General features: G+C 70.6%; 17 protein-coding genes. 7 read left to right on the forward strand and 10 right to left on the reverse strand.

The features are described from left to right. Positions 1-127: 127 nt before the first annotated feature. Positions 128-3,118, reverse strand: a complete 2,991-nt coding sequence (locus A8G15_RS08385) for a UPF0182 family protein (RefSeq protein ID WP_211270131.1) — start codon at positions 3,116-3,118, stop codon at positions 128-130. A 200-nt stretch (positions 3,119-3,318) separates the two neighbouring features. Between A8G15_RS08385 and A8G15_RS08390 the strand changes: the two genes are divergently transcribed. Continuing rightward, positions 3,319-3,921 (forward strand): PPA1309 family protein, encoded by a 603-nt coding sequence (locus A8G15_RS08390; protein WP_068157820.1) that lies wholly within the window; start codon positions 3,319-3,321, stop codon positions 3,919-3,921. A gap of 6 nt (positions 3,922-3,927) precedes the next feature. Here A8G15_RS08390 and A8G15_RS08395 read toward each other — a convergent pair whose 3' ends face one another. Then, the gene (locus A8G15_RS08395) at positions 3,928-4,953 is read right to left on the reverse strand and encodes a YlbL family protein (protein ID WP_068157821.1); all 1,026 of its coding nucleotides are present in this window, start codon (positions 4,951-4,953) and stop codon (positions 3,928-3,930) included. A gap of 87 nt (positions 4,954-5,040) precedes the next feature. Here A8G15_RS08395 and A8G15_RS08400 point away from each other — a divergent pair, with 87 nt between their 5' ends. The 3 genes from A8G15_RS08400 (at position 5,041) to A8G15_RS08410 (ending at position 8,825) form a co-directional block, all read left to right on the forward strand. After that, positions 5,041-6,507 carry a zinc-dependent metalloprotease gene (locus A8G15_RS08400; RefSeq protein WP_068157966.1) on the forward strand — a complete coding sequence of 489 codons (1,467 nt, stop codon included), beginning with the start codon at positions 5,041-5,043 and terminating at the stop codon, positions 6,505-6,507. Between the two features lie 93 nt (positions 6,508-6,600). After that, the gene (locus A8G15_RS08405) at positions 6,601-7,485 is read left to right on the forward strand and encodes a hypothetical protein (protein ID WP_068157824.1); all 885 of its coding nucleotides are present in this window, start codon (positions 6,601-6,603) and stop codon (positions 7,483-7,485) included. Beyond that, positions 7,482-8,825: an ABC1 kinase family protein gene (locus tag A8G15_RS08410; RefSeq protein ID WP_068157969.1), complete on the forward strand. Its 1,344-nt coding sequence runs from the start codon at positions 7,482-7,484 to the stop codon at positions 8,823-8,825. The genes A8G15_RS08405 and A8G15_RS08410 overlap by 4 nt, the downstream gene beginning before the upstream one ends. Positions 8,826-8,874: 49 nt before the next feature. Here the strand turns inward: A8G15_RS08410 and A8G15_RS08415 are convergent, their stop codons facing one another. From A8G15_RS08415 to A8G15_RS08425, 3 genes are all read right to left on the reverse strand, one after another. Then, entirely contained in the window at positions 8,875-9,159 is a 285-nt protein-coding gene (locus tag A8G15_RS08415) for a WhiB family transcriptional regulator (RefSeq protein ID WP_281180608.1), read from the reverse strand. A 148-nt stretch (positions 9,160-9,307) separates the two neighbouring features. Next, complete coding sequence (locus A8G15_RS30520; protein WP_068157826.1) at positions 9,308-9,505, reverse strand: hypothetical protein; 198 nt, start codon at positions 9,503-9,505, stop codon at positions 9,308-9,310. Positions 9,506-9,563: 58 nt separating this feature from the next. Then, the gene (locus tag A8G15_RS08425; protein WP_156665307.1) at positions 9,564-11,696 is read right to left on the reverse strand and encodes an ATP-dependent DNA helicase UvrD2; all 2,133 of its coding nucleotides are present in this window, start codon (positions 11,694-11,696) and stop codon (positions 9,564-9,566) included. 123 nt (positions 11,697-11,819) lie between these two features. Between A8G15_RS08425 and mrx1 the strand changes: the two genes are divergently transcribed. Further along, on the forward strand, positions 11,820-12,074 hold the full coding sequence (gene mrx1 / locus A8G15_RS08430; RefSeq protein WP_068157836.1) for a mycoredoxin Mrx1: 255 nt from the start codon (positions 11,820-11,822) through the stop codon (positions 12,072-12,074). 24 nt (positions 12,075-12,098) lie between these two features. Here mrx1 and A8G15_RS08435 read toward each other — a convergent pair whose 3' ends face one another. Beyond that, positions 12,099-12,944 carry an SDR family NAD(P)-dependent oxidoreductase gene (locus A8G15_RS08435; protein WP_068157841.1) on the reverse strand — a complete coding sequence of 282 codons (846 nt, stop codon included), beginning with the start codon at positions 12,942-12,944 and terminating at the stop codon, positions 12,099-12,101. 120 nt (positions 12,945-13,064) lie between these two features. Between A8G15_RS08435 and A8G15_RS08440 the strand changes: the two genes are divergently transcribed. Next, the gene (locus A8G15_RS08440) at positions 13,065-13,670 is read left to right on the forward strand and encodes a TetR/AcrR family transcriptional regulator (RefSeq protein WP_068157845.1); all 606 of its coding nucleotides are present in this window, start codon (positions 13,065-13,067) and stop codon (positions 13,668-13,670) included. A 16-nt stretch (positions 13,671-13,686) separates the two neighbouring features. Here the strand turns inward: A8G15_RS08440 and nudC are convergent, their stop codons facing one another. Both nudC and A8G15_RS08450 read right to left on the reverse strand, forming a co-directional pair. Further along, a complete protein-coding gene (nudC, locus tag A8G15_RS08445) occupies positions 13,687-14,586 on the reverse strand; it encodes an NAD(+) diphosphatase (RefSeq protein ID WP_068157973.1) in 900 nt (299 codons plus the stop codon). 34 nt (positions 14,587-14,620) lie between these two features. Next, a complete protein-coding gene (locus A8G15_RS08450) occupies positions 14,621-15,688 on the reverse strand; it encodes a potassium channel family protein (protein ID WP_068157848.1) in 1,068 nt (355 codons plus the stop codon). Between the two features lie 93 nt (positions 15,689-15,781). Here A8G15_RS08450 and A8G15_RS08455 point away from each other — a divergent pair, with 93 nt between their 5' ends. Then, complete coding sequence (locus A8G15_RS08455) at positions 15,782-16,180, forward strand: DoxX family protein (RefSeq protein ID WP_068157975.1); 399 nt, start codon at positions 15,782-15,784, stop codon at positions 16,178-16,180. A gap of 47 nt (positions 16,181-16,227) precedes the next feature. On the opposite strand, the gene A8G15_RS08460 is transcribed toward A8G15_RS08455, so the two are convergent. Both A8G15_RS08460 and A8G15_RS08465 read right to left on the reverse strand, forming a co-directional pair. After that, positions 16,228-19,617 (reverse strand): ATP-dependent helicase, encoded by a 3,390-nt coding sequence (locus tag A8G15_RS08460; RefSeq protein ID WP_068157977.1) that lies wholly within the window; start codon positions 19,615-19,617, stop codon positions 16,228-16,230. Beyond that, positions 19,614-22,946 carry an ATP-dependent helicase gene (locus A8G15_RS08465; protein ID WP_068157980.1) on the reverse strand — a complete coding sequence of 1,111 codons (3,333 nt, stop codon included), beginning with the start codon at positions 22,944-22,946 and terminating at the stop codon, positions 19,614-19,616. The genes A8G15_RS08460 and A8G15_RS08465 overlap by 4 nt, the downstream gene beginning before the upstream one ends. Between the last annotated feature and the right edge of the window lie 6 nt (positions 22,947-22,952).

A 22,952-nucleotide genomic window follows, 5' to 3' on the forward strand; every position in this document is an offset into this window, starting at 1 on the left:
CGCCGAGCAGAACGGCCTCGGCGCACAGTTCCAGCAGCTGATCGACATCGCCGGTCGCTGACCCGAACGCAAGGAAGCCGGGCCCCGCACTTGTGCGGGGCCCGGCTTCGTCGTCGGTGATCTACGATCAGCCGCCGGTTGCCTGGTAGGCGTCGACGGCCCGCTGGACCCGCTCGAGGGCCCGGCCGTAGGCGGCGAAGTCACCGCTGCGCTGTGCGTTGCTCAGCTCACCCAGCGCGGCGTCGAGCTCGGTCACCGCGGCTGCCCGGTCCGCCGGTACCGGGGCCGGAGCGGCAGGCTGCGGCTGCGGCTGCGGCACTGCGCCCTCAGCCTGGCCGGTGGACTCGCCCGGCTCCGCCGGTGCGGTCGGTGCCGATTCGCCGCCCGGCGCGGTGGCCGCGTTACCGACGCCACCACCGAACACCTGGTCCAGCGCTCCCGCCAACGTCGGCGCGTAGCCGATGCGCACGCCGCCACCCTGTCCCGGCTCGCGGTAGCTCACCAGCACTCGCGACAGCTGCGGGAACGTCGACGTACTGCCACCGGTGGAGTTGCGTTCGGTGTACATCGGCTGGACATACAGGATGCCGCCCTCCGCGATGGGCAAGGTGAGCAGGTTGCCGTAGTGGATCCGGTTCGATCTCTCGAGCAGGGTCCGTTCCGACGCCACCCGGGTATCGGAGATCATCGCGTTCTGCGTCTGCTCGGGACCGAACGTCTGCGTGTCCGTCGGCAATTGCAGGATCGTGAACTTGCCGTAGTCCTCCGGATCGGCATTCACCGAGATGTACGCCGACAGGAACTGCCGGTTGTAGCCGACCATCGCCGAGCTCAGCCGGAACGAGGGCGCTGCCGTCTTCTCGTCACCGACGAGCACGTAGTACGGCGGCTGGTTGGCGTTCGTCTCCACCGTCGGGTCCGAGGGCACGGACCAGAACGCGTTGTTGGTGAAGAACTCACGCGGATCGTCCACGTGGTACTTGGCGAGCATCTCGCGCTGCACCTTGAACAGGTCCTCCGGGTACCGGAAGTGCGAGCGCAGCTCGTCGGTGATCTGGTCCTGCGGGGTCACCGCATCCGGGAACACGCCCATCCATGCCTTCAGGACGGGGTCCTGATCGTCGACCTGGTACAGGGTGACCGTTCCGTCGTACGCGTCGACGGTCGCCTTCACCGAGTTACGGATGTAGGAGACCTCCTTGCGGGGCAGCAGCCGGCCGGTGTTCTGGTCGATGCTGTCCTCGACGAGGCCTTCGAGGGAACTGCGCTGCGCGTACGGGTAGTTGTCGAGTGTGGTGTACGCGTCGACGATCCACACGATCCGTCCGTCCACCGCCGCCGGGTACGCGTCGCCGTCGGCGGTCAGCCACGGCGCGACCTTGGTGACGCGGTCGCGGGGGTCGCGGTTGAACAGGAGCTTCGAGTCCTCGCCGATCGCGCCGGAGAACAGGATGTTGCGCTCGGCGTACTTCGCGGCGAATGCGAGGCGGTTGAACCAGTTGCCGATCGAGACGCCGCCGGATCCCTCGTAGGTGTACTTGTCGGTGTCGGTGTCGTACTCGCGCGGGCCGGAGTCGCCGGACGCGCCGACGATCGCATAGTCCGGATTCGCCTGCGCGATGACCTCACCGAAGTAGATCCGCGGCTGCTCGACCGGGATCACTTGGGTGTCGGACTTGAGCGAGGCGAGGTCGCTGACCATGTACACGGGATAACCGCTGTTGCTGTTCGCGGCTTCCTCCGCGGATTCGCTGGCGGCCGCGTTGACCCGGTTGGCCGGGGCCGCGACCAGACCGTTGCCGTGGGTGTACACGGTGTGGCGGTTGATCCAGTCGGTCTGGTTGCCGGTCAGGCTCGTCGGCGACAGCTCGCGCGCCGCGACGATGTAGTCCTCGACCTTCCCGTCCACGTTGTACCGGTCGATGTCGAGCGACTGCGGAAACCCGTAGAAGTTCTTGAGCTGCTGTTGCTGCGTGAACGTCCGCGGCAGGACGTTCGGGTCGAGCAGGCGCGTGTTCGCGATGGTCGTGATGTCCGCGGGCACATCGCTCGGGGACTCGGTGCCGACGCCCGGGTAGTCCCGGTACTCCACCTTGTCGTCGGTGATGCCGTACGCCTCCCGGGTCGCGGCGATGTTCCGTTCGATGAACGGGGACTCCTTGTCCGCAGCGTTCGGGCGGACCGAGAACTGCTCGACGACCAGGGGGTACACCGCGCCGACGAGAATCGACGAGAGCACCAGCAGCGCCGTGGCCAGCGCGGGGATGCGCAGATCCCGCAACACGATCGCGGCGAAGAAGGCGATCGCGCAGATGATCGCGATGGACATCAGGATGAGCTTCGCCGGGAGGACGGCGTGGATGTCGGTGTAGCCGGGACCGGTGAACGTCGGTTCCTTGCGACCGCTCCACAGCAACGTGTACCGGTCGAGCCAGTAGGCGACGGCCTTGAGCGCGACGAACAGACCGGCGAGAACAGCGAGCTGGATTCGCGCGGCGCGGCTGACGTTGCCGCCGCGGCCGGCGAGCCGGATCCCGCCGAACACGTAGTGGGTGACCAGGTTCGCGATGAGCGCGAGGATCACCGCGACGAACATCCAGTTCAGCAGGAACCGGTAGAACGGCAGGTCGAACGCATAGAACCCGACGTCGAGACCGAACTGCGGGTCGGCCTTGCCGAACGAGCCGCCGTTCATGAACATCTGGACGGTCACCCAGCTGGCCTGCGCGACAAGACCCGACAACAGACCCAGCACGATGGGGATGCCGAGTCCGAACGCGCGCATCCGGGTCATCACCGTGGTGCGGTACCGCGCGACCGGGTCGTTGGGTCCGGCCGTGGGCACGAACACCGGCCGCGATCGATAGGCCAGCAGCATCGCCAGCCACACGACGGCGCCGATGAACAAAGCCGCCACCAGGAACAGGACGATACGGGTCACCAGCACCTTGACGTACACGTCCCGGAACTGGACCTCACCGAACCACAGCCAGTTGGTGTACGCGTCGACGAGCCGGGGACCGAGCAACAACAAGGCCGCGACCACCAGCGCGAGGATCAGCAGAACCTTGCTCCGTCTCGACAGGGTGGGTACCCCTGAGGGGGGCCTCATTCCCACGTGTCACACTCCCAACTCTCCGGCGACGCCGGGTCACGCCGCAGTTGCTCGCCCCCGTACGTCGCGCATCGCGCGTGCCGGTGACCGTTTCGCCCCACTCTACGGAACGAACCGCCCCCGCCGCCGAATCGCCGACCGCGGGAGCCTCGTCCCGCGCGCCGGGGTGACTCGTGGTGGGCTCACGGTGCAAGGATAGGACGGTGAGTGAGCATCTTCCCGTCCCGTCCGAAGAAGGCCTGCGTCGCTGCGTCGGTGAGATCGTCGACTTCGTCGACGCCGACGGCTGGGGCCGTCCGCCGGTCATGTTCGCGCTGGTCCCGACCGTGCTGCTGGCGGCGGAGGAGCCGTCGCTCGGCGATCAGCTCGACGAGGGCAACGAGTACACCCCGATCGAGCAGGACGCCTTCCCCGACGACGTCGAAGGCGGCAGCCCGGCGTTGGACGAGTTCCTGGCGACGACCAGCTGGCCGCCGTCGGTCGCCGGGTGTGTGCTCGTCCAGGAAATCGTGGTGTTGCCGCCGAGCGCCGAAACCGACCTCGACGACGCGCTCGCGCCGCGGCTGGCGGACGCGCACGCCGCGGACGAGGCCGCCCGTCAGACGGCGCACACTCATCCCGAGCGGCGCGACGCGCGCCTGATCGCGGCGGTGCTGCGCGACGGTCCGTCGCTGTGCCTGCTGCAGTTGCGTCCCACCGACGACGACGATCCGTTCGCGGGCATCGAACTGCGCACCTACGAGAACCTCGCCCCGAACCTGGTGGCCGCGCTCTACGCGACGCTCGAACCCGGCGACGACTACTGACGTCCGTCAGCCGCAGGCGGGTGCGTCGCCGCCGGCGGCGAGGGTCGCGAGAGCGTCGATCGCACCGTCGAGGGATTCGACCTCGACCAGGCGGAGGCCGTCGGGGACGTCGGTGAGCGCCTCGGCGCAGTTGCCGGCGGGTACCAGGAACACGGTGGCGCCGTCGTCGACCGCACCGTCGAGCTTGTGGGTGATGCCGCCGATCGGTCCGACCTTGCCGTCCGAGTCGATGGTGCCGGTGCCCGCGACCGCGAGTCCGCCGTTGAGCGGGCCGGGACTGAGCTTGTCGACGACGGCGAGGCTGAACATCAGGCCGGCCGAAGGTCCGCCGATGTCGGCGAGGTTGAAGGTGACGGTGAAAGGAACCTCGGGTACTTCCTCGGTGGTGATTCCGAGGTAGCCGCTGTCCGGGTCACCGGGCCGCGACGCGACGGTGACGCGCACGTCCTCGTCGGTGCCGTCGCGGCGCACCCGCACGTCCAGGTCGGTGCCCGGCGCGACCGCGCCGACCGCGCGTTGCACGCTGCCGGCGGTCGTCACCGGCTCCCCCGCGACCGCGACGATCCGATCGCCCTCCCGCAACAATCCGGTGGCGGGTGCGTCGTCGCCGACCTGCGCGACCTGCACGGACACCGGCAGGTCGAGGTGGTGCAGCGCAGCGAGTTCGGCGCTGCGTTCGGACTGCGTGAACATGGCCTGGTCGGCGGCGCGGACGTCGTCCTTGCTGACGTCCGGCGGATACACGGTCTCCCGCGGGGTGAGTGCGTACCGGTCGCTGACCCAGACCGTCAGGGCCTGCGCGAGGGTGAGCTGGTCGTTGACACCGACGGTCGTCATCCGCAGCTGGCCGCTGGTCGCGTCGGGTTCGACGCCGTCGATCTGCACCACGGGCTTTCCGTCCGCCTCGCCGAGTGTGTCGAACGTCGGCCCCGGCCCGAGCGCCACGTACGGAACCCTCACGTTGGTGGCGATACCCGTCAGGGCCAGGAGGGGGATCAGCACCGCGAGGGGCGTCACGAAGCGTCGATTCACCCGGCCCAGGGTAGCGGGCGGCCGATGTTCGCGATCAGCGTGATCACGAAGTCCGATCCCCGCGCCGGGCCTTGTACCGTTGAATACATGAGCGACACGCCTTTCGGATTCTCGAACTCCGACGACGACCCGGACCGGAGGAAGAAGGACGACGATTCCGGCACCGGTGCGTCCGGTTCGGAGGGCGGTGCGCCCGGCGGCGGCTTCCCGTTCGGTTTCGGGCTGCCCGGCGGTGCGAGTCCGTTCGGCAGCGGCGAGGCCGGTGCGAATCCCTTCGGTGCACAGGGTTTCGACCCGTCGCAGCTCGGCCAGATGCTCTCCCAGTTCGGTCAGATGCTCAGCGGCATGGGCAGCGCGATGGGCAGTGGCGGTTCCGGGCCGGTGAACTACGAGGTCGCGATGAAGCTGGCCCGGCAGCAGATCGGGTCGTTCACACCTGTCTCCTCCGGCGAATCCGATGCGGTGCGCGACGCGGCGCATCTCGCGGAGCTGTGGCTCGACGGCGCCACGACCCTCCCCGCGGGTGCGACCCGCACGGTCGCGTGGACGCCCGTCGAGTGGCTCGAGAACACCCTCGCCACCTGGAAGCGGTTGTGCGATCCGGTGGCCGAGCAGGTCAACGGCATGTGGATCCAGGGTCTGCCGGAGGAAGCCCGCGCGATGGCGGGTCCGATGCTCGGCATGTTCGGTCAGATGGGCGGGCTCGCGTTCGGCTCCCAGCTCGGTCAGGCCCTCGGCCAGTTGTCGAAGGAGGTGCTGACCTCCACCGACATCGGCCTGCCGCTCGGCCCGGCCGGGACTGCGGCGTTGCTGCCCGAGGCGGTCGACAAGTTCGGCGACGGTCTCGAACAGCCCGCGCAGGAGGTGCTGGTGTTCCTCGCTGCTCGCGAGGCGGCTCACCAGCGGCTGTACAGCCACGTGCCGTGGCTGCGGCAGCGGTTGCTCTCGACCGTCGAGGACTATGCCCGCGGTATCCGCATGGACTTCTCCGCCATCGAGGATCTCGCCCAGGGCCTGGACCCGTCCGCGCTGAGCGATCCGTCGAAGCTCGAGGAGATTCTCAAGCAGGGTGCCCTCGAGCCGCAGACCACCCCGGAGCAGAAGCAGGCCCTCGAACGGCTCGAGACGCTGCTCGCGCTCGTCGAGGGGTGGGTCGAGACCGTCGTGTCGGACGCACTCGGCGAGCGGCTGCCCGGAGCCTCGGCGCTGAGCGAGACGCTGCGGCGCCGGCGCGCGACCGGTGGTCCCGCCGAGCAGACCTTCGCGACGCTGGTCGGCCTCGAGCTGCGGCCGCGCAAACTGCGGGAGGCCGCGTCGCTGTGGCGCACCCTCACCGAGCAGGCCGGCACCGAGGCGCGGGACAAGGTGTGGGCGCATCCGGATCTGCTGCCCGACGCGTCCGACCTGGACAGCCCCGCCGGTTTCGTCGATCGGATGATCGGCGGCGACACCGGGGTCTTCGACGATCCGATCGCCCAGTTGCGGGCCACCGAGGAACGTGAGCGGGCGGAGCGGGAGAAGGGCGGCGACGCCGATCCCGACGAATCGGCCTGACATGCCGTTTCCGCAGGTGGAACGCATTTCTCCCTGTGGACAACTACGTGATCGGGGGCGGGGCCGGACGACGATGCCTGCAGACTCGACGTCATGACGTCGACGACTGCGCACCCGTCCGGCCCCGCCCTCGATCCCTGTCTGGAATTGCTGCGCCGCCCCGACGGCACGGTTCAGCTCGGGTGGGGGCCGGACACCGGCGCCCTGGTGTCCCCACCGGAGGGCATCGATGCGTTCGACCTGCTCGCCGTGTTGCGGATGCTCGACGGTCGCCATTCGCGTGAGACGATCCTCGCCCGCGCCGGCGACCGCGGCATGGACGCCGCCCGGATCGGCACGATCCTCGACGAGCTCGTCGCGTGCGGTGCGCTGCGGGAGCCGGCCGGCCGTCGCGGCCCGGAGATCCCGCCGGAACCGCGGGTCCGGATCCACGGCGACGGGCCGCTCTCGGACGCCGTAGCCGCGCACCTGGCGGTCTCGTCGGTGCGGGTGTCGCGATCCGGCTCGTATACGCAGGCCAGCGATGTCGCGGCGTGGAATGTGCAGTGTGTGCTGCTCACCGACGAGCTGACGCCGGATCCGCATCTCGTGCTGGACCTGATGCGGCACCGGATCCCGCACCTGCCGGTCCGGCTCCGCGACGGCCGGGGCATCGTCGGACCGTTCGTGATCCCGGGCCGGACCAGTTGCCTGCGCTGCGCGGACCTGACCCGCACCGATCTGGATCCGGCGTGGCCGCACCTGGCCGTCCAGCTGTGGGGTCGGGTCGGCCGCGCCGACCCCGCCGTGGTGCTGGCGACCACGGCGGTGGCGGTGGCCCAGCTCGACGCGGTCCTGAACGCCCGCCCGGAGAGCGCTCCGATCCTGGTCGACCGCACGGTCGAGGTGGACCTCGGCGCGCACCGGTTCACGACGCGTCGCTGGTTCCGGCATCCGGCGTGTGCGTGCACGCCGGAGACGGGTGCGGGTCGGGCATGATGGTGGGCGTGGCCGAGATTCCCCGCAAGAGCTCTTCCCGCACCGCCAAACTGGCGAGCATCCCGCTCGGGATCGCCGGACGCGCCGCCGTCGGCTTCGGACGCCGGCTGGCCGGCGGTGACCGCGACGAGATCGATGCCGAACTGACCGCGAAGGCGGCCGAGCAGCTGTTCTCGGTCCTCGGCGAACTCAAGGGTGGCGCCATGAAGTTCGGGCAGGCGCTGAGTGTCATGGAGGCTGCCGTCCCGGAGGAATTCGCCGAACCGTACCGCGAGGCACTGACCAAGCTGCAGTCCGAGGCTCCGCCGCTGCCCGCGAAGGCCGTGCACCGGATGCTCGATCAGCAACTCGGAACGCGGTGGAGGGAGCGATTCTCGTCGTTCGACGACGTGCCGACGGCATCGGCGAGCATCGGGCAGGTGCACCGGGCGGTGTGGTCCGACGGACGCGAGGTCGCGGTGAAGGTCCAGTACCCGGGTGCCGACGAGGCGCTGCGCGCCGATCTGCGTACCCTGCAGCGGTTCGCGGGTCTTTTCGCGACGGTCATGCCCGGCGCCGACGTGCGTCCGGTCCTCGACGAGCTGGCGGCCCGCACCGAGGAGGAACTCGACTACCGCATCGAGGCGGACAACCAGCGGGCTTTCGCCCGCGCCTTCGACGGCGACGACCGCTTCCTGGTGCCGCACGTCGTCGCGAGCGCACCGAAAGTCGTCGTGACCGAATGGCTTTCGGCCACACCGCTGTCCACGATCATCCAGAACGGCACCCGCGAGCAGCGCAACCGCGCGGGGGCGCTGCTCGCCGAGTTCCACTTCGCCTCCCCCGCCGTGGTCGGGTTGCTGCACAGCGATCCGCATCCGGGGAACTTCATGCTGCTCGACGACGGGCGCCTGGGCATCATCGACTTCGGAGCGACGGCGTCGATGCCCGACGGCCTGCCCCCGGTGCTGGGCCGGATGGTGCGCCTGGCAGTGGACGAACGGTTCGACGAACTGACCGAGCTCCTGTACTCGAACCGGTTCGTGCTGCCCGGCAAGGAGGTCACGGACCGCGAGATCGCAGACTACCTGCGACCGTTCACCGATCCGATCCGCACCGAGTCGTTCCACTTCACGCGGGCGTGGCTGCAGAAGGCCGCGGGGACCGCCACCGATTTCTCGAGCCCTCAGTTCCGCACCGCGCGGACACTGAATCTGCCGCCCGAGTACGTGAGTGTGTTCCGTGTGCTCCTCGGCTCGGTGGGCATCTGCGCGCAACTCGACGCGTACGCCCCGTACATGCGGATCCTGTCGGAATGGTTGCCCGGTTTCACCGACGACCGGTCCGAGGCCCTCGACTGATCTCCTGATCCCGAGGGCCCCGGACCGGTTCCGGGTGTGTTTCACGAATTCACGCGCACACCAATTGTTTCCGAGGGCGTCCCCGGGGGCGCTTGCGCGCGACCACGGTCCCGTGGTCGAGGATCTCGCCTCCCCACACGCCCCACGGCTCGGCGCGATCGAGTGCCGCCGCGAGGCAACGCGCGCGGACAGGGCAGTCGGTGCACAGCGCCTTGGCCTGCTCGAGCTCGGCCGGGGTCTCGGCGAACCACAGGTCGGGGTTGTCCTGTCGGCACGGGAGTTCGCGCACACGTGCCGCCCCGGTCCGGTCGATCGCGAAGCCGATCTCGGTCACGGTCGCAGTCGTGGTCGTGGTGGGCACAGTTGCGGTCGGCACAGTGGCCTCCTTCTGGCTGGTTCGAATGATGGAGGCGAACCGATGGCCGGAAAGAGAACGGCCACGGTCCGCTGGGCGGGGTCCGTGGCCGAAACGATGGGGCGGGTTACCGGGAAATCTCCCGGAACCGGCTTCGGGCCACGGACGGGGCGGCGGCAGCGCGGGCACGATGCGCCCACGGTGCGGCAGCAATGGGCGCCACGACGCGCGCGGCGGCCAGGTCCGCTGCAACTGCGTTGAAGCCGATCATCGTGGCCACCTTCTCACATCGTTCGCGCACGAGCTCTTCCCGTGACAACGTCATCCAGCCTAGATATGCGACCATCGATCGCACAAGTTATTTTCTACCTGCGGTTTCACCTTCAGATGTCGAGAGTGTCCGCGGTCCGTTCGCCCCGCACGAGTGCCAGCACGTCCTCGCCGTACTGCTCGAGCTTCTTCGCGCCGATCCCCGGGATCGCCACCAGTGACCGGGTGTCACCGGGCCGCTGCTCGGCGATCGCGACGAGGGTGTTGTCGCTGAACACGACGTAGGCCGGAACCTTCTGCTCCTTCGAGCGTTCCCGCCGCCAGTTCTTGAGTGCCACCAGCAGATCCTCGTCGAGGTTCGACGGGCAGGTTTCACAGCGGCCCAGCATCGTCGACGTCGACCCCATCAGCGGCTTGCCGCACACCCGGCACTGGGGCCGCTTCTTCTTCGACGGCGGCGGTGTCGCGATCCGGGACGCCGGCGAGTCCTCCGGAATGAGCCCGTGCAGGAACCGGGACCGGCGACGTGACCGGCGACCGCCCTCGCTGCGCGACAGGGCCCACGACAGGTGCAGGTGGACGCGGGCACGGGTCACCCCCACATACAGCAGGCGGCGCTCTTCCTCGATACCCGCCTCGTCCGGCGGGGTGTTGCTGTCGCCGGTGACATGGGTGATGGGCAGCGTGCCGTCCGTGAGGCCGACGAGGAACACCGCGTCCCATTCCAGGCCCTTGGCGGCGTGCAACGACGCGAGCGTCACCCCCTGCACGGTCGGGGGCTGCCGCGCTTCGGCGCGCGCAGCGAGGTCGCGCAACAACTCGTCGAGGGTGAGCTCGGGCTGGTGTTCGAGCAGTTCCTCGGTGAGCGCGACGAGCGCGGTCAGCGACGCCCAGCGTTCCCGGGCCTGCGCACCGGCCGGTTCGGTGTCGGTGAGCCCGAGCGGGACCAGGACCGCCCGGACGAGCGTGACGAGCCCGGTGCCTCGACCCGACTCCTCGGGCAGGTCGTCGCGAGCATGGACCTGCCGCAGCGCGTTGACGGCCTGCCGCACCTCGTCGCGCTGGAAGAACCCCTCGCCGCCGCGCACCTGATACGGGATTCCGGCCTGCGTGAACGCCTGCTCGTACACCTCCGACTGCGCGTTGATCCGGTACAGCACCGCGATCTCGGCGGCGTCGACGCCGTCGCGCAGCAGCTTCGCGATCGCCTTCGCGACAGCGGTGGCCTCGGCCGGTTCGTCGTCGTACTCGGCGAAGTGGGGTTCCGGGCCCGGTGGACGCTGCCCGATCAGCTGCAGCCGGGTGCCGGCGATGCGGCCGCGGGCCGCGCCGATCACCCGGTTGGCGAGATCGACGACCTCCGGCGTGGAGCGATAGTCGCGTTCGAGACGCACGATCGTCGCATCCGGGAAGCGCCGGGTGAAATCGAGCAGGTACTTCGGGGTGGCGCCGGTGAACGAATAGATGGTCTGGTTGGCGTCGCCGACGACGGTCAGGTCGTCGCGATCGCCGAGCCACGCATCCAGCACCCGCTGCTGCAAGGGCGTGACGTCCTGGTATTCGTCGACGACGAAGCAGCGGTACCGGTCGCGGAACTCCTCGGCGACGGCGCTGTTCTCCTCGAGTGCGCTGGCGGTGTGCAGCAGCAGGTCGTCGAAGTCGAGGTACATCCCCTCGTCGCGCACCTTGAGCTTCTCGTAGATCTCGTAGACGGCCGCCACCCGCGACGCCTCGGCCGGAGGTTCGCGGCGGACCCGTTCGACCGCGGCCGGATAGTCCTCGGGCGCGATGAGCGAGCCCTTCGCCCATTCGATCTCGGAGAGCAGGTCGCGCACGGTGTCGGTGTCGGTCGCGAACTTGGCGCGGTGCGCGGCCTGCGACACGACCGCGAACTTGCGGTCGAGCAGTTGCCACGGGATGTCGCCGACGACCTGCGGCCAGAAATACCGCAGCTGCCGCAGTGCGGCGGCATGGAAGGTGCGGGCCTGCACCGGTGCGCCCGATCCGCCGACGCCGAGTGCGCGCAGGCGTGAGCGCATCTCCCCGGCTGCGCGCGCGGTGAACGTCACTGCGAGGACCTGTCCGGCGGAGACGTGACCTGCGGAGACGAGGTGCGCGATGCGCCGGGTGATGGTGCGCGTCTTGCCGGTGCCGGCGCCGGCGAGCACGCACACCGGTCCGCGAGGGGCGAGCACCGCCGCCGCCTGCTCTGGGTCCAGCCCGTCCACCGCCGCATCCGCTCGCATGGCCCCCATCATGGCAGTGCGTCCCGACAGCCCGTTGCCGCGACTCCCCCGACGACTGTGGCGCAGAACACATTCGGCACCCTGCCGGGAACAGATCGGCCCCGATGTGGTGTTGTCGCCGACATGACCACGAGTGACGCCTCTGCCCTCACGATGTACTCGACCACCTGGTGTGGCTACTGCCGGCGCCTGAAGACGCAGCTCGATGCGAACGGCATCGCGTACACCGAGATCGACATCGAGGCCGATCCGGCCGCCGCGGAGTTCGTCGGCAGCGTCAACGGCGGCAATCATGTCGTGCCGACCGTCAAGTACGCGGACGGCAGCACCGCGACCAACCCGTCGCTGGTCGAGGTGAAGGCCGCGCTGGGCCTGTAGACACTCCCCCGTTCACGGCAAGAGTCATCCAGCCGGCTCGGCGATCGCGTGTTCCGCGGCCCGGCTCACCTCCGCCCACGCCGTCCAGGTGGCGATCCGCTGCCGAGCTGCCGCGATCGCCGCGTCGAGCACCACGTCGCCCAGAATCAGCCGCAGCGGCGGATCGTCGCTCTCGACGAGGGCCAGCACCGCCTCGGCCGCGAGCGCCGGATCGCTGTCGACGCTGCCGCCGCTCGCGGCCGAGAGATCCTCGCGGACCTGCGCGTAGTCGGCGAGCGGCTCGGTCGTCTCCATCGCGGCGTAGAGGCCGGTCCAGTACCCGCCGGGTTCGACGATGGTGACCGCTGCGCCGAACGGGGCGAGTTCGGCGGCGAACGCTTCGCTCATTCCCTCGAGCGCGAACTTGCTCGCACTGTAGAGGCCGACGGTCGGGCCGGTGACGACACCACCGATGCTCGAGATCTGCACCAGATGACCCGACCCCTGGGCGCGCAGAATCGGGGCGGCGGCCTGGCTCACCCACAGCGCGCCGAAGAAGTTCGTTTCCATCTGCGCGCGGGCCTGGTCCTCGGTGTATTCCTCGACGAAGCCCATCGACATGGTGCCGGCGTTGTTGATCACGACGTCGAGGCGCCCGAACCGTGCGACGGCCCGTTCCACGGCGAGGAATACCGCCGAGCGGTCGGTCACATCCACGGTGAGTGCGAGCACCCGTGGATCACCGCCCAGATCGGCGAGGCTCTCGGCAGTGCGGGACACCGCCACGACGCGGTCCCCGGCGTCGAGTGCGGCCCGCACGAATGCGCGACCGAGCCCGCGGCCCGCGCCGGTGACGAACCACACGCGGGGCGTGTCGGATGATCGGGTCATGAGTCCTCCCGGGTTTCGATCCATCCTGAAACGAGACGGACCGTCTCGTCTCATCGAGAATGAGCCATAGCTCGGCCGCTGTCAAGACGAACCGTCTCGTCTAGTTGCTAGGCTGGCGGCATGCCCGATCGCGCCACCCCCGACACCACCCGACGCAGCGCCGCCGCCCGCAGCGCCATCCTCGATGCCGCCGTCGAACTCGTCGGCGACGCCGGCTACGCCAAGCTGTCCATCGAGGCCATCGCCGCGCGCGCGGGCGTCGGCAAGCAGACCATCTATCGCTGGTGGCCTTCCAAGGGTTCGGTGCTCCTCGACGCGTACCTCCGGCTGAGCACCGGGGACGATCCCCAGCAGCCCGCTGCCCTTCCCGACACCGGCGATCTCGCCGCCGACCTCCGGACCGTGCTGCACGCGATCGTCGCCGAATTCACCGATCCGCGCTTCGAGCGGCCGTTGCGGGCCGTGACCCTCGCGGTGCTCACCGACACCGCACTCGCGGAGGAATACCGGACGCGGGTCGACGGACCGGTGCGCGAGGCGAAGATTCGGCGACTGCGGATCGCTCGCGAATCGGGGCAACTCGCACCCGACACCGATCTCGACGTCGCGCTGGACACGATCTTCGCACCCCTCACCCAGCGCTGGCTGTTCGGAACCGGTCCACTGACAACGGAATACGCCGACGAACTCATCGAGACCGCACTCGTCGGATTGTCACCGCGCTAGCGCGGGCACCGGAGACTCAGGCGTTCGCCCAGCCCTCGAGCATGCCGCGCGCAATCGAGATGGATCCGGGCAGCAACAGCGGTGCGTCCTCGGACGACGCCCAGTCCCCGATCTCGAGCGCCGCGCGCACCTGCTCGCGGGTGAACCATGCAGCCTCGGCGATCTCACCGTCCTGGAATTCGAACGGCTGGTCCGGGTCGGCGACCGCCGCGAATCCGAGCATCACCGACCGCGGGAACGGCCACGGCTGGCTGCCCAGGTAGCGGATGTCGCGCACGTCGAGCCCGACCTCCTCGCGGATCTCCCGGGCCACACACGATTCGAGGGATTCGCCGGCCTCGACGAATCCGGCGAGCACCGAGAACCGGCGCTCGGGCCACGTCGGTTGCCGGGCGAGGAGCACACGGTCGCCGTCGTCGTGCACGAGGCAGATGATCGCCGGGTCGGTGCGCGGGAACTCCTCGTGACCGCTGACGGTGCTGATGCGGGACCATCCGGACATCGTCGGTTCGGTCGCGGATCCGTCGATCGCGCTGAAGCCGGCCTGATCGTGCCAGTTCAGCAATGCCACCGCACTGACCATCAGATCGGCGTCGGAACTGTCGAGGCGTTCACCCAGCCGCCGCAGGTCCGACACCGGCCCCGTCTGGGCGAGGACGCGGACCGCCCACACGTGCCGGCCCTCGCGCACCCCCAGGAAGACCGCGCCGGCTTGAGGTTCGGGGCCCAGTTCGAGTGCCTTGCCGAACACGACCGCGTCTCCGTCGACCGGAACCTGCCCGCGCCGGTCGACGCGCAACAGCCGGGCCTGCGCCCAGCCGGCACGCAGCGCGTCGACGTCGGAGCGCAGTTCCTCGGCGCGGTCGACGACGGTACGGGAGAGCAACGGGGTGCCGGAGAGCTCGAAACGGGTCACGCCCTGCACCTTAACCGCGCAGCGCGAGCATCGATCAGGCAGACACCCTGCGGATGTAGAGCAACTTGTCGTTCGCCTCGACGGCGTCGACCTCCGGGGCGCCGATGCGCAGCAGGCGGCCGTCCCGGACGACGCCGAGCACGATGTCGGACAGGTGCCGCGGCGATCCACCGACCTCGCCCGGCTCGACGTCGCGCTCGGCGATCGCGAACCCGGCCTCCGGGGTCAGGAGATCCTCGATCATCTCCACGACGTTCGGGGTGGTCGTCGCGATGCCCAGGAGCCGGCCCGCGGTTTCGGAGGAGATGACCACCGAGTCCGCACCGGACTGTCGTAGCAGGTGGGTGTTCTCGGACTCCCGGATCGCGGCGACGATCTTTGCCTTCGGGGCGATCTCGCGGGCGCTGAGCGTGACCAGCACGGCGGTGTCGTCGCGGTTCGCGGCGACGATGACCGCCGAAGCGTGCTGCACACCGGCCAGGCGCAGCACGTCCGACTTCGTCGCCGACCCCTGCACCGTCACCAGTCCCTGCCCGGCCGCCGTCTCCAGCACGACCGGGTCCATGTCGACGACCACGATGTCCGACGGCGCGATGCCGTCGCCGAGCATGGCGTCGACGGCGGTACGGCCCTTCGTGCCGTAGCCGATGACGACGGTGTGATTACGCACTCTGCGCCTCCAACGCTGAATCTTGAACGCCTGGCGGGAATTCTCGGTCAGGGCCGACAGGGTCGTACCGACCAGGACGATGAGGAAGAAGATCCGTAGCGGGGTGATCACCAGGACGTTGATCAGCCGCGCCTCCGGGGTGAACGGGGTGATGTCGCCGTATCCGGTGGTGGAGAGCGACACCGTCGCGTAGTAGATGCAGTCGAGCAGGGACATCTCGTTGTCCTGCACGTCGCGATACCCGTCGCGGTCGATGTAGACGACCAGAACCGCCAAGGTCAGTGCGATGACCGCGTATCCGATCCGCCGGGCGATCGCCACGGCGGGACTCTGCTGTTCCTGCGGCACCCGCAGGACGCCGACGAGCGCGAAATCCGGGCGCTCGGTGAGCTGATCGGAGCGGCTGAACCGCGCGCGCAACCTGCCGGGCATTGCGTGGACTCCACCTCTTCGTCGTCGGTTGCCGGCACCGAATCGTGCCGACGTCGCGTCGCAGCCTACGCGTAGACGGCTACCGTGGCGCACATGTCCACACAACCGAACCGCGCGGCCGCCCTGCGGCTCGCTTCGCTCCTGCTCGGCTCCGGAACGCTGCACTTCGTGCGCCCGCAACCGTTCGACCGGATCGTGCCGAGGGCGTTGCCGGGCGATGCCCGGGCCTACACCTACGCCTCGGGGGTCGCGGAACTGGCCGTCGGTACCGCACTGGTGGTTCCGCGGACGAGACGGCTGGGTGGGGCGCTCGCCGCCGCCCTGTTCGTCGCGGTGTTCCCGGCCAACATCCAGATGGCCGTGTCGTGGTGGCGCAGCGACCGGATGTCCCCCGCTGCCAAGGCGATCGCGGGTGCGCGACTGCCCCTGCAGATTCCACTGGTCACCGAGGCCGTGAAGGTCTGGCGCGGAACCGGCCGACGCGCGTCCTGAGGGAAGGGAGTGCGGTTCCGGCCGGTGCCACCCCCGGCCGGGCGCCGCTACGGAAGATCCGGCGGCGTTTCGTCGACGATCTCCGGCATGTCGTTCTCGTCGCCGACCGCGCCGGCCGAACGGATCAGCTGTTCGAGTTCCCCGGCACCCGGTAGATCGACCGGCGCGACCGTGCGGCCGGTGCGCACGTAGTGGAACGCGGCCCGCACCCGGTCGAGCGGCAGCTCGGCGGGACGGCCGGTGTGCCGCGCGGTGCGGGCGGCCATGAGCTGCGCCCACGCGAGGCGGTAGGCGGCGAGCTGCATGGCCACCGATTTCAGTTTCTCGTCGGTCGGTTCGGCACCGGTCTTCCAGTCGATGACGGTCCAGCCGCCGTCCGGGTCCTCGAACACCGCGTCGATGCGGCCGCGGATCACGGTGCCACCGAGGGACGTCTCGAACGGCACCTCCACCTCGACGGGGCTGCGCTGCGCCCACGGCGACCGCAGGAACGCCTCCTGCAAACGGTCGAAGTCGGATTCGTCGCCGTCCTCGTCGTCGGCTCCCGGCAGCTCGTCGAGGTCGAGCAGCCGCGTCGCGCCGTACCGTCGTTCGAGCCAGGCGTGGAAGGCGGTGCCGCGACGTGCCAGCGGATTCGGCCGGAACGGCAGCGGACGCCGCAACCGGGCCGCAAGGGCGTCCGGGTCGGTCGCGAGGTCGACGAGCTGACTGACCGACATCTGCGCGGGAAGCATCACCTCGGCGCCGCGTTCGGCGCGGCGCTCGCGTTCGGCGAGCAGCGCGTCGACGTCGGCGGCCCATTCGTCGGGGTCGTCCTCGATGCTCTCCGGCGGCGCCGGTTCGGGTTCCCCGAGTGCCGTGAGGACCAGCGCCGCACCCCGTTCGACGTCGGCGCGCCGGGCACCGAGGGGGTCGCGCGGCCACGGTGCCGTGCGGGGGCTGGCGGTCAGCGGATTGTCGGTGCCGGCTTCCGGCGCGGGAGCCCACGTCTCGATCAGACCGAGTTCCGGTTGCGCGTCCACGAGGTCGTGCAGTTCGGTCAGGAACGGCGACGGTCCCTTCGGTTCGCTTCCCGACTCGGCCCAGTGGTGACCCGACACGAGCAGGACCCGTTCGGTGCGGGTCAGCGCGACGTAGAACAGGCGGCGGTCCTCGTCGAGCTTGCGTTGCTTGAGAGCGTCCTTGTGTGTGGAGATCGTGTTCTCGAGGACCTTGCGGTCGTAGACCTCGTCGAGGTCGAGCAGCGGGATCCCGTCCGTCGGGTCGTCGCCGGACGCGGTGTCGGCGCGGTCGCCGCGCAACTGCGGCGGCAGTTCCGCGACCGCGCCGAGCCACGTCGCCGCAGCCGTCGACGAGGGGAACACCCCGGCGCTGACGTGCGGCACCGCGACGACCTCCCATTCGAGCCCCTTGGCCGAGTGCACGGTGAGCACCTGCACGCAGTTCGGGTCGACCTCCACCTCACCGGGGGCGAGGCCCTGTTCGATCTGTTCGGCGGCGGCCAGATAGGCGAGCAGGCCGGTGAGGGTGGCGGTGCCACGCCCGGCGTATCCGGCGACGACGTCGGCGAACGCGTCGAGGTGCTCGCGGCCGGTGGTGCTGCCGCGGGTGTCGATGCGGGCCTGGGCTTCGATGCCGATGCCGAGCACGCGTTCGACCTCGGCGACGAGTTCGGTCAGCGGCTGTCCGAGTCGTTCCCGCAGCGACGCCAGCTCCTTCGCGAGCGCGGTGATGCGAGCGTACCCGAATTCCGAATAGCGTTGCGGGGTACCGGGATCGGAGATCGCATCGGCGAGCCCGGCCTGTTCGGCCTGTTCGCCGGGAAGGGCTGCGTCGAGTGCGTCGTCGAGCGCCGCGGTATCGGCGACCGACCCGGTTACCGCATACCGGCCCCCGATCGCCAGTTCGCGGGCGCGTCGCCACAGCGCCGTCAGGTCGGCGGCGCCGAGCTGCCAGCGGGCACCGGTCAGCACCCGCATCGCGGAGCTTCCGGCCATCGGGTCCGCGGCCAGCCGCAGCATCGCGATGACGTCGGCGACCTCCGGGGTGTGCAGCAGACCCCCCAGCCCGACGACCTCGACGGGAAGACCCCGCGCCCGCAGGGCCTCCGCGACCGGGGCGGCATCGGCGTTGCGGCGCACCAGCACAGCGGCGGTCGGCGGCTTGTCGCGTCCTTCCGCGGTGTACTCGGCGGCGATCCGGTCGGCGACCCACTCCCGCTCGGTCTCGATGTCGGGATGCAGCGCCAGCCGCACGTCGCCGGGCTCGGCACCCGGCCTCGGCCGCAGGGTGCTGACCGCGACACCGCTGTACCGCAGCGGCTCGGTCGCGTGGTTGGCCAGCGCCAGCGCCTCCGGCGGGTTGCGCCAGCTGGTGAGCAGTTCGAGGACCGGGGCGGGTCGCCCGTGCACCGGGAAGTCTGCGGTGAACCGCGGCAGGTTGGCCGCGGAGGCGCCGCGCCAGCCGTAGATGGACTGCATGGGATCGCCCACCGCGGTCACGGCGAGATCCGGGTCCTGACCGCCACCGAATAGGGACGACAGCAGGATGCGCTGGGCGTGCCCGGTGTCCTGGTACTCGTCGAGCAACACCACCCGGAACCGTTCGCGCTCGGTGCGCCCCACCTCGGGATGGTCCTGTGCAACACGCGCCGCGAGCGACATCTGGCTACCGAAATCGAGTGCGCCCTCGCGCCGCAGCGTCTCGGCGAGCCGCTGCACCAACGGCAGCAACGCGATCCGGTCGTGTTGGGTCTCGAGGTACTTCAGCAGCGTCTGCGACGGACCGCCCCGCTGCCCCGGACCGGCGGGAAGCGTGTGGATCAGCTTGTCGAGTTCGGTGTGGGCCTCGCGCAGGTCGTCCGGTTCGACGAGGTGCTCGGCGAGCTGACCGGCCAACGCGAGCACTGCCTCGGTCACCGACGCCGGGTTCCGGTCGGTGTCGAGTTCGCCGTCCCACGCGCTGACCACCCGGTGGGCGATCTGCCACAGCTCGGTCTCCGACAGCAGTGTCGCCGACGGTTCGATCGGGAGCAGCAATCCGTGCTCACCGAGCAGGCGGCCCGCGTACGCGTGGTATGTGCTCACCTCCGGTTCGCTGCCGAGGATGCGCCCTCGGAGCCCGCCGCCGGGGTCGAGGTCGCGCACCAGCCGTGATCCGGCGAGCTTGGCCAGACGGGTGCGGATGCGGGTGGTCAGCTGTTGCGCGGCCTTTCGTGTGAACGTCAGGCCCAGCACCTGTTCCGGGTCGACGAATCCGTTGGCGACGAGCCACACCACACGCGCGGCCATCGTCTCGGTCTTGCCGGCGCCGGCGCCCGCCACGACGAGTGTCGGCCCGCGGTGTGCCTCGATGACCGCGGCCTGCTCGTCGGTGGGCGGGAACTTCTGGCCCAGCGCGGCGGCGAGTTCGACCGCTCCGACCCGACGCGTGCTCATCCGCCGGTCACCTGCCTGCCCTCGTCGTGCGCGGGGCAGCTCGACATCACCGGGCAGTGCCGGCATCCGTCGTTGACCTGCGCGAGGAACTGCGGGCCGCGGGTGGCCGCGGCCGCCTCGTGGATCACCGTGCGCCAGTGCGCGAGTCCCTCCGCGTCCAGCGGAGGCTGCACGCGCTGGGTCGCGCCTTCCTTGTTGTGCGGTTTGGCGACGAACACCAGCCGGGCGCCGCCGGGTTCGCCCGCCGGCTCCCCCTCGATCGCCCCGGCCGCGGCCGCGACCTGGTAGGCGGCGAGCTGCGCATGGTCGCGGGCGGCGTCCTTCGTGACGGGGTTCTTGGCGGTCTTGACGTCGACGACGACGGGCCGATCGTCGGGGTCGCGTTCGAGGCGGTCGATGCGGCCGCGCAACCGGACCCGCGGCAGGTCCTCGGACGGCGGTTCCAGGATGCCGTCCACCCCGATCTCGACGCCGACCTCGGTCAGCTCGCCGCGCGACCCCTGCAGCCACGTCGTGAACGTGTCGAGCATCGTGCGGGTCCGCTCCAGTTCCCGGCGCGCGTACCACTGCGAGCCGAGATCGACCGAGTCCCACGCCCGTTCGAGAGCGCGATCGACCTGGTCCGGCGGGATCCGCCCGGCGAGCGCCTGCACGAGGGTGTGCACGAGCGTTCCCGCGACCGCGTGACTGTTCTCGCCGTCGGTGCCGCCGTGCCGCTCGAACATCCACCGAAGCGGGCAGCTCGTCAGCTGCTCGATCGTCGACGGCGACAGGGGCACCGCCTCCGTCTCCGCGTCCCACAGCGGCCGGTCGGTGCTGGGATCGGCGGTGCCGTACCAGCGGTCCGGGTGCGCGCCGCGCACACCCGCCCGCGCGAGCCGCGCGAGTTGCGCGGCGGCTCGTCGTTGCCGTTCCGGCTCGTGTTCGGCGACCACCGGATCGCACACGACGCTGCGCAGTTCGGCGACGAGCGCCGGCAACGCGAGCACCCGGATCCGGGCCTCGTCGGGCAGACCGTCGGGCTCGAGCGCCTCGTCGCCGTCGGTGTCGGTGCCGCCGTCCCGGCCGAGCAGTTCGTCGACGAACCGCGACCGCACCAGATCCGTGTCCGCCGAGGTCGCGTCGACGGCGGTGACGAGCAGGTCGCGACGGGCGCGGCTGCACGCGACGAGGAACAACCGCCGTTCGTCGGCGAGCAGCGGCGCGGTCCGTGACAACCGGGTGGCGCCGTCGGCTCCCCCGTCGACCCCGGACACCGCGTCGAGGAGCGCTTCGATGCCCAGCAGGGTGCCGCGGGCACGCAGGCTCGGCCACAGGCCTTCCTGCACCCCGGCGACCGCGACGACGTCCCATTCGCGACCGACCGCCGAGTGCGCGCTGACCACCGTGACCGATTCGGATTCGGCGGTCGCGCGGTTGCGGACCGTGCCGGGGATCTCCTGTTCACTGAGGTAGTCGACGAACCCGGCGACGTGAGCGCGCGGCAGCCGGTCGACGTAGTCTGCGGCGGCGTCGAACAACGCGACGATGCCGTCGAGATCGCGGTCGGCCTGAGCCCCGGCCGGTCCGCCGCGCGCGGACGCCGCCGCCCAGCGTCGCTCGAGGCCGGTGGCCTGCCACGCCTCCCACAGCACGTCCTCGACCCCGCCACCCCGGTTCATCGCGGCACGGGCCTTGCCGAGCACCGCGAGTGCGCCTCTCAGCGGCGCCGCTTCGACGTCGGTGAGCCCGCGCATCAGATGCGCGGTGGTGTCCGCGTCCTCCCCCTCGACGAGCAGCGCACGCAGCAGCTCGGCGGAGTCGCGGTCTCCGCCGGCGGCGAGCTCGACGCGCCGCAGACCACGGCGCAGACGGCGCAGGGTCACCGGTTCCGCACCGCCGACCGGACCCGACAGCAACGCCAGGGCTTCCTCGCCGCCGAACCGCCTGGCCGAGAGCGCACGCAGCACCAGCAGCAGACCGGCGACGCTGTGCTGGCGGGCCAGCGGCAGTTCGGACGCCGCGGTCGTCATGGGGACGCCCGCGGCGAGCAGTGCGCGGCGCAGCGGCGCGAGGACCCGCGGCACCGACCGCACCACGATGGCCATGCGCGACCAGGGCACCTCGTCGATCAGATGCGCGCGGCGCAGGGTGTCGGCGATCAGTGCCGCTTCCTTGGCCTGCGTCGGCAGGACCCGCACCCGCACCCGTCCGGGTCCGGGATCGTCGGCGACGGCCGCGGCCCCGCGATGCGGCGGCAGGCCGGGCAGCCGCCGTGCGATGGAGTCGGTGACGGCCGCGACATCGGTACCTGCACGATGGTTGGTGCCGAGCACGATGCGCCGCTCCGGATCCGTCTCGGCGAGTTCGGTGAGGAACCGGGTGTCCGCGCCGCGGAAGGTGAACACCATCTGGTCGGGATCGCCCGCGACGGTGGCAGTGCGGGTGCCGATGCCGATGGCCCGGATCAGCTGCGCGGACTGCGGATCGAGGTGCTGGGCGTCGTCGACGAGCAGGTGCCGGACGCGGCTGCGTTCGGACGCGAGCAGATCCGGGTCGGTGGCGAACGCCGCGAGCGCGGCCCCGACGAGTTCGGCGGCGTCGAGGGCCGGTGCCGTGGCCTCGGGGGCTTCGAGTCCGACGGCTCCGCGCAGCAGCATCACCTGCTCGTACCGGGCCGCGAACAGGCCCGCCGCGACCCATTCGGGACGGTCGCGTTCCTCTCCCAGCGCCACGAGGTCCTCGGGGCCGAGGCCGCGTTCGTTGGCGCGCAGCATCAGGTCGCGCAGTTCGACCGCGAACCCGGTCATTCCCAGCGCGGGCCGCAGCCGTTCGGGCCACATGCCGGCGCCGTCGTCGATGTCTCCGCGCAGCAGTTCGCGCAGGACCGCGTCCTGCTCGGCGCCGGTGATCAGCCGCGGCGGCGGATTGCCGTGCGCCGACGCCTGCAGCCGCAGCACCGCGAAGGCGTACGAGTGCACCGTCCGGACGAGAGGCTCGCGGGTGGCGCGCGGCCCGGCGAGGGCGCCCTCGCGCAGCAGGCCCGCGGTGATCTCCTCGCGCACGGCGGTCGCGGCGCGGCGCGAATGCGTGAGCACCAGGACCGATTCCGGTTCGGCGCCGCGCGCGATCCGGGAGACCGCCAGGTCGACGAGCAACGAGGTCTTGCCGGTGCCGGGGCCGCCGAGGATCTGCCAGGGTCGCCACCGCGGCAGCGGTGGTGCGTCCGCGAACACCGGACGTACGTCGTCGGGCCATTCGCGCCGCGGGGGCGCCGTGTCCGGGCGCTGCACCAGCCGCGCGGCCGGACGGCGCGGCCGGTCGAGCGTGCGGGTGTCGGCGTCGATCATGACTGC

Source organism: Rhodococcus phenolicus (assembly GCF_001646785.1).
Classification (GTDB): domain Bacteria; phylum Actinomycetota; class Actinomycetes; order Mycobacteriales; family Mycobacteriaceae; genus Rhodococcus; species Rhodococcus phenolicus.

Bases quoted from the DNA above. Each gene is read 5' to 3' on its own strand.
- A8G15_RS08410 (WP_068157969.1), top strand. From the start codon at position 7,482: ATGATGGTGGGCGTGGCCGAGATTCCCCGCAAGAGCTCTTCCCGCACC.
- A8G15_RS08450 (WP_068157848.1), bottom strand. From the start codon at position 15,688: ATGCCCGGCAGGTTGCGCGCGCGGTTCAGCCGCTCCGATCAGCTCACC.
- A8G15_RS08460 (WP_068157977.1), bottom strand. From the start codon at position 19,617: ATGAGCACGCGTCGGGTCGGAGCGGTCGAACTCGCCGCCGCGCTGGGC.
- A8G15_RS08425 (WP_156665307.1), bottom strand. From the start codon at position 11,696: ATGCGAGCGGATGCGGCGGTGGACGGGCTGGACCCAGAGCAGGCGGCG.
- mrx1 (WP_068157836.1), top strand. From the start codon at position 11,820: ATGACCACGAGTGACGCCTCTGCCCTCACGATGTACTCGACCACCTGG.
- A8G15_RS30520 (WP_068157826.1), bottom strand. From the start codon at position 9,505: ATGACGTTGTCACGGGAAGAGCTCGTGCGCGAACGATGTGAGAAGGTG.
- A8G15_RS08405 (WP_068157824.1), top strand. From the start codon at position 6,601: ATGACGTCGACGACTGCGCACCCGTCCGGCCCCGCCCTCGATCCCTGT.
- A8G15_RS08455 (WP_068157975.1), top strand. From the start codon at position 15,782: ATGTCCACACAACCGAACCGCGCGGCCGCCCTGCGGCTCGCTTCGCTC.
- A8G15_RS08400 (WP_068157966.1), top strand. From the start codon at position 5,041: ATGAGCGACACGCCTTTCGGATTCTCGAACTCCGACGACGACCCGGAC.
- A8G15_RS08465 (WP_068157980.1), bottom strand. From the start codon at position 22,946: ATGATCGACGCCGACACCCGCACGCTCGACCGGCCGCGCCGTCCGGCC.
- A8G15_RS08435 (WP_068157841.1), bottom strand. From the start codon at position 12,944: ATGACCCGATCATCCGACACGCCCCGCGTGTGGTTCGTCACCGGCGCG.
- A8G15_RS08440 (WP_068157845.1), top strand. From the start codon at position 13,065: ATGCCCGATCGCGCCACCCCCGACACCACCCGACGCAGCGCCGCCGCC.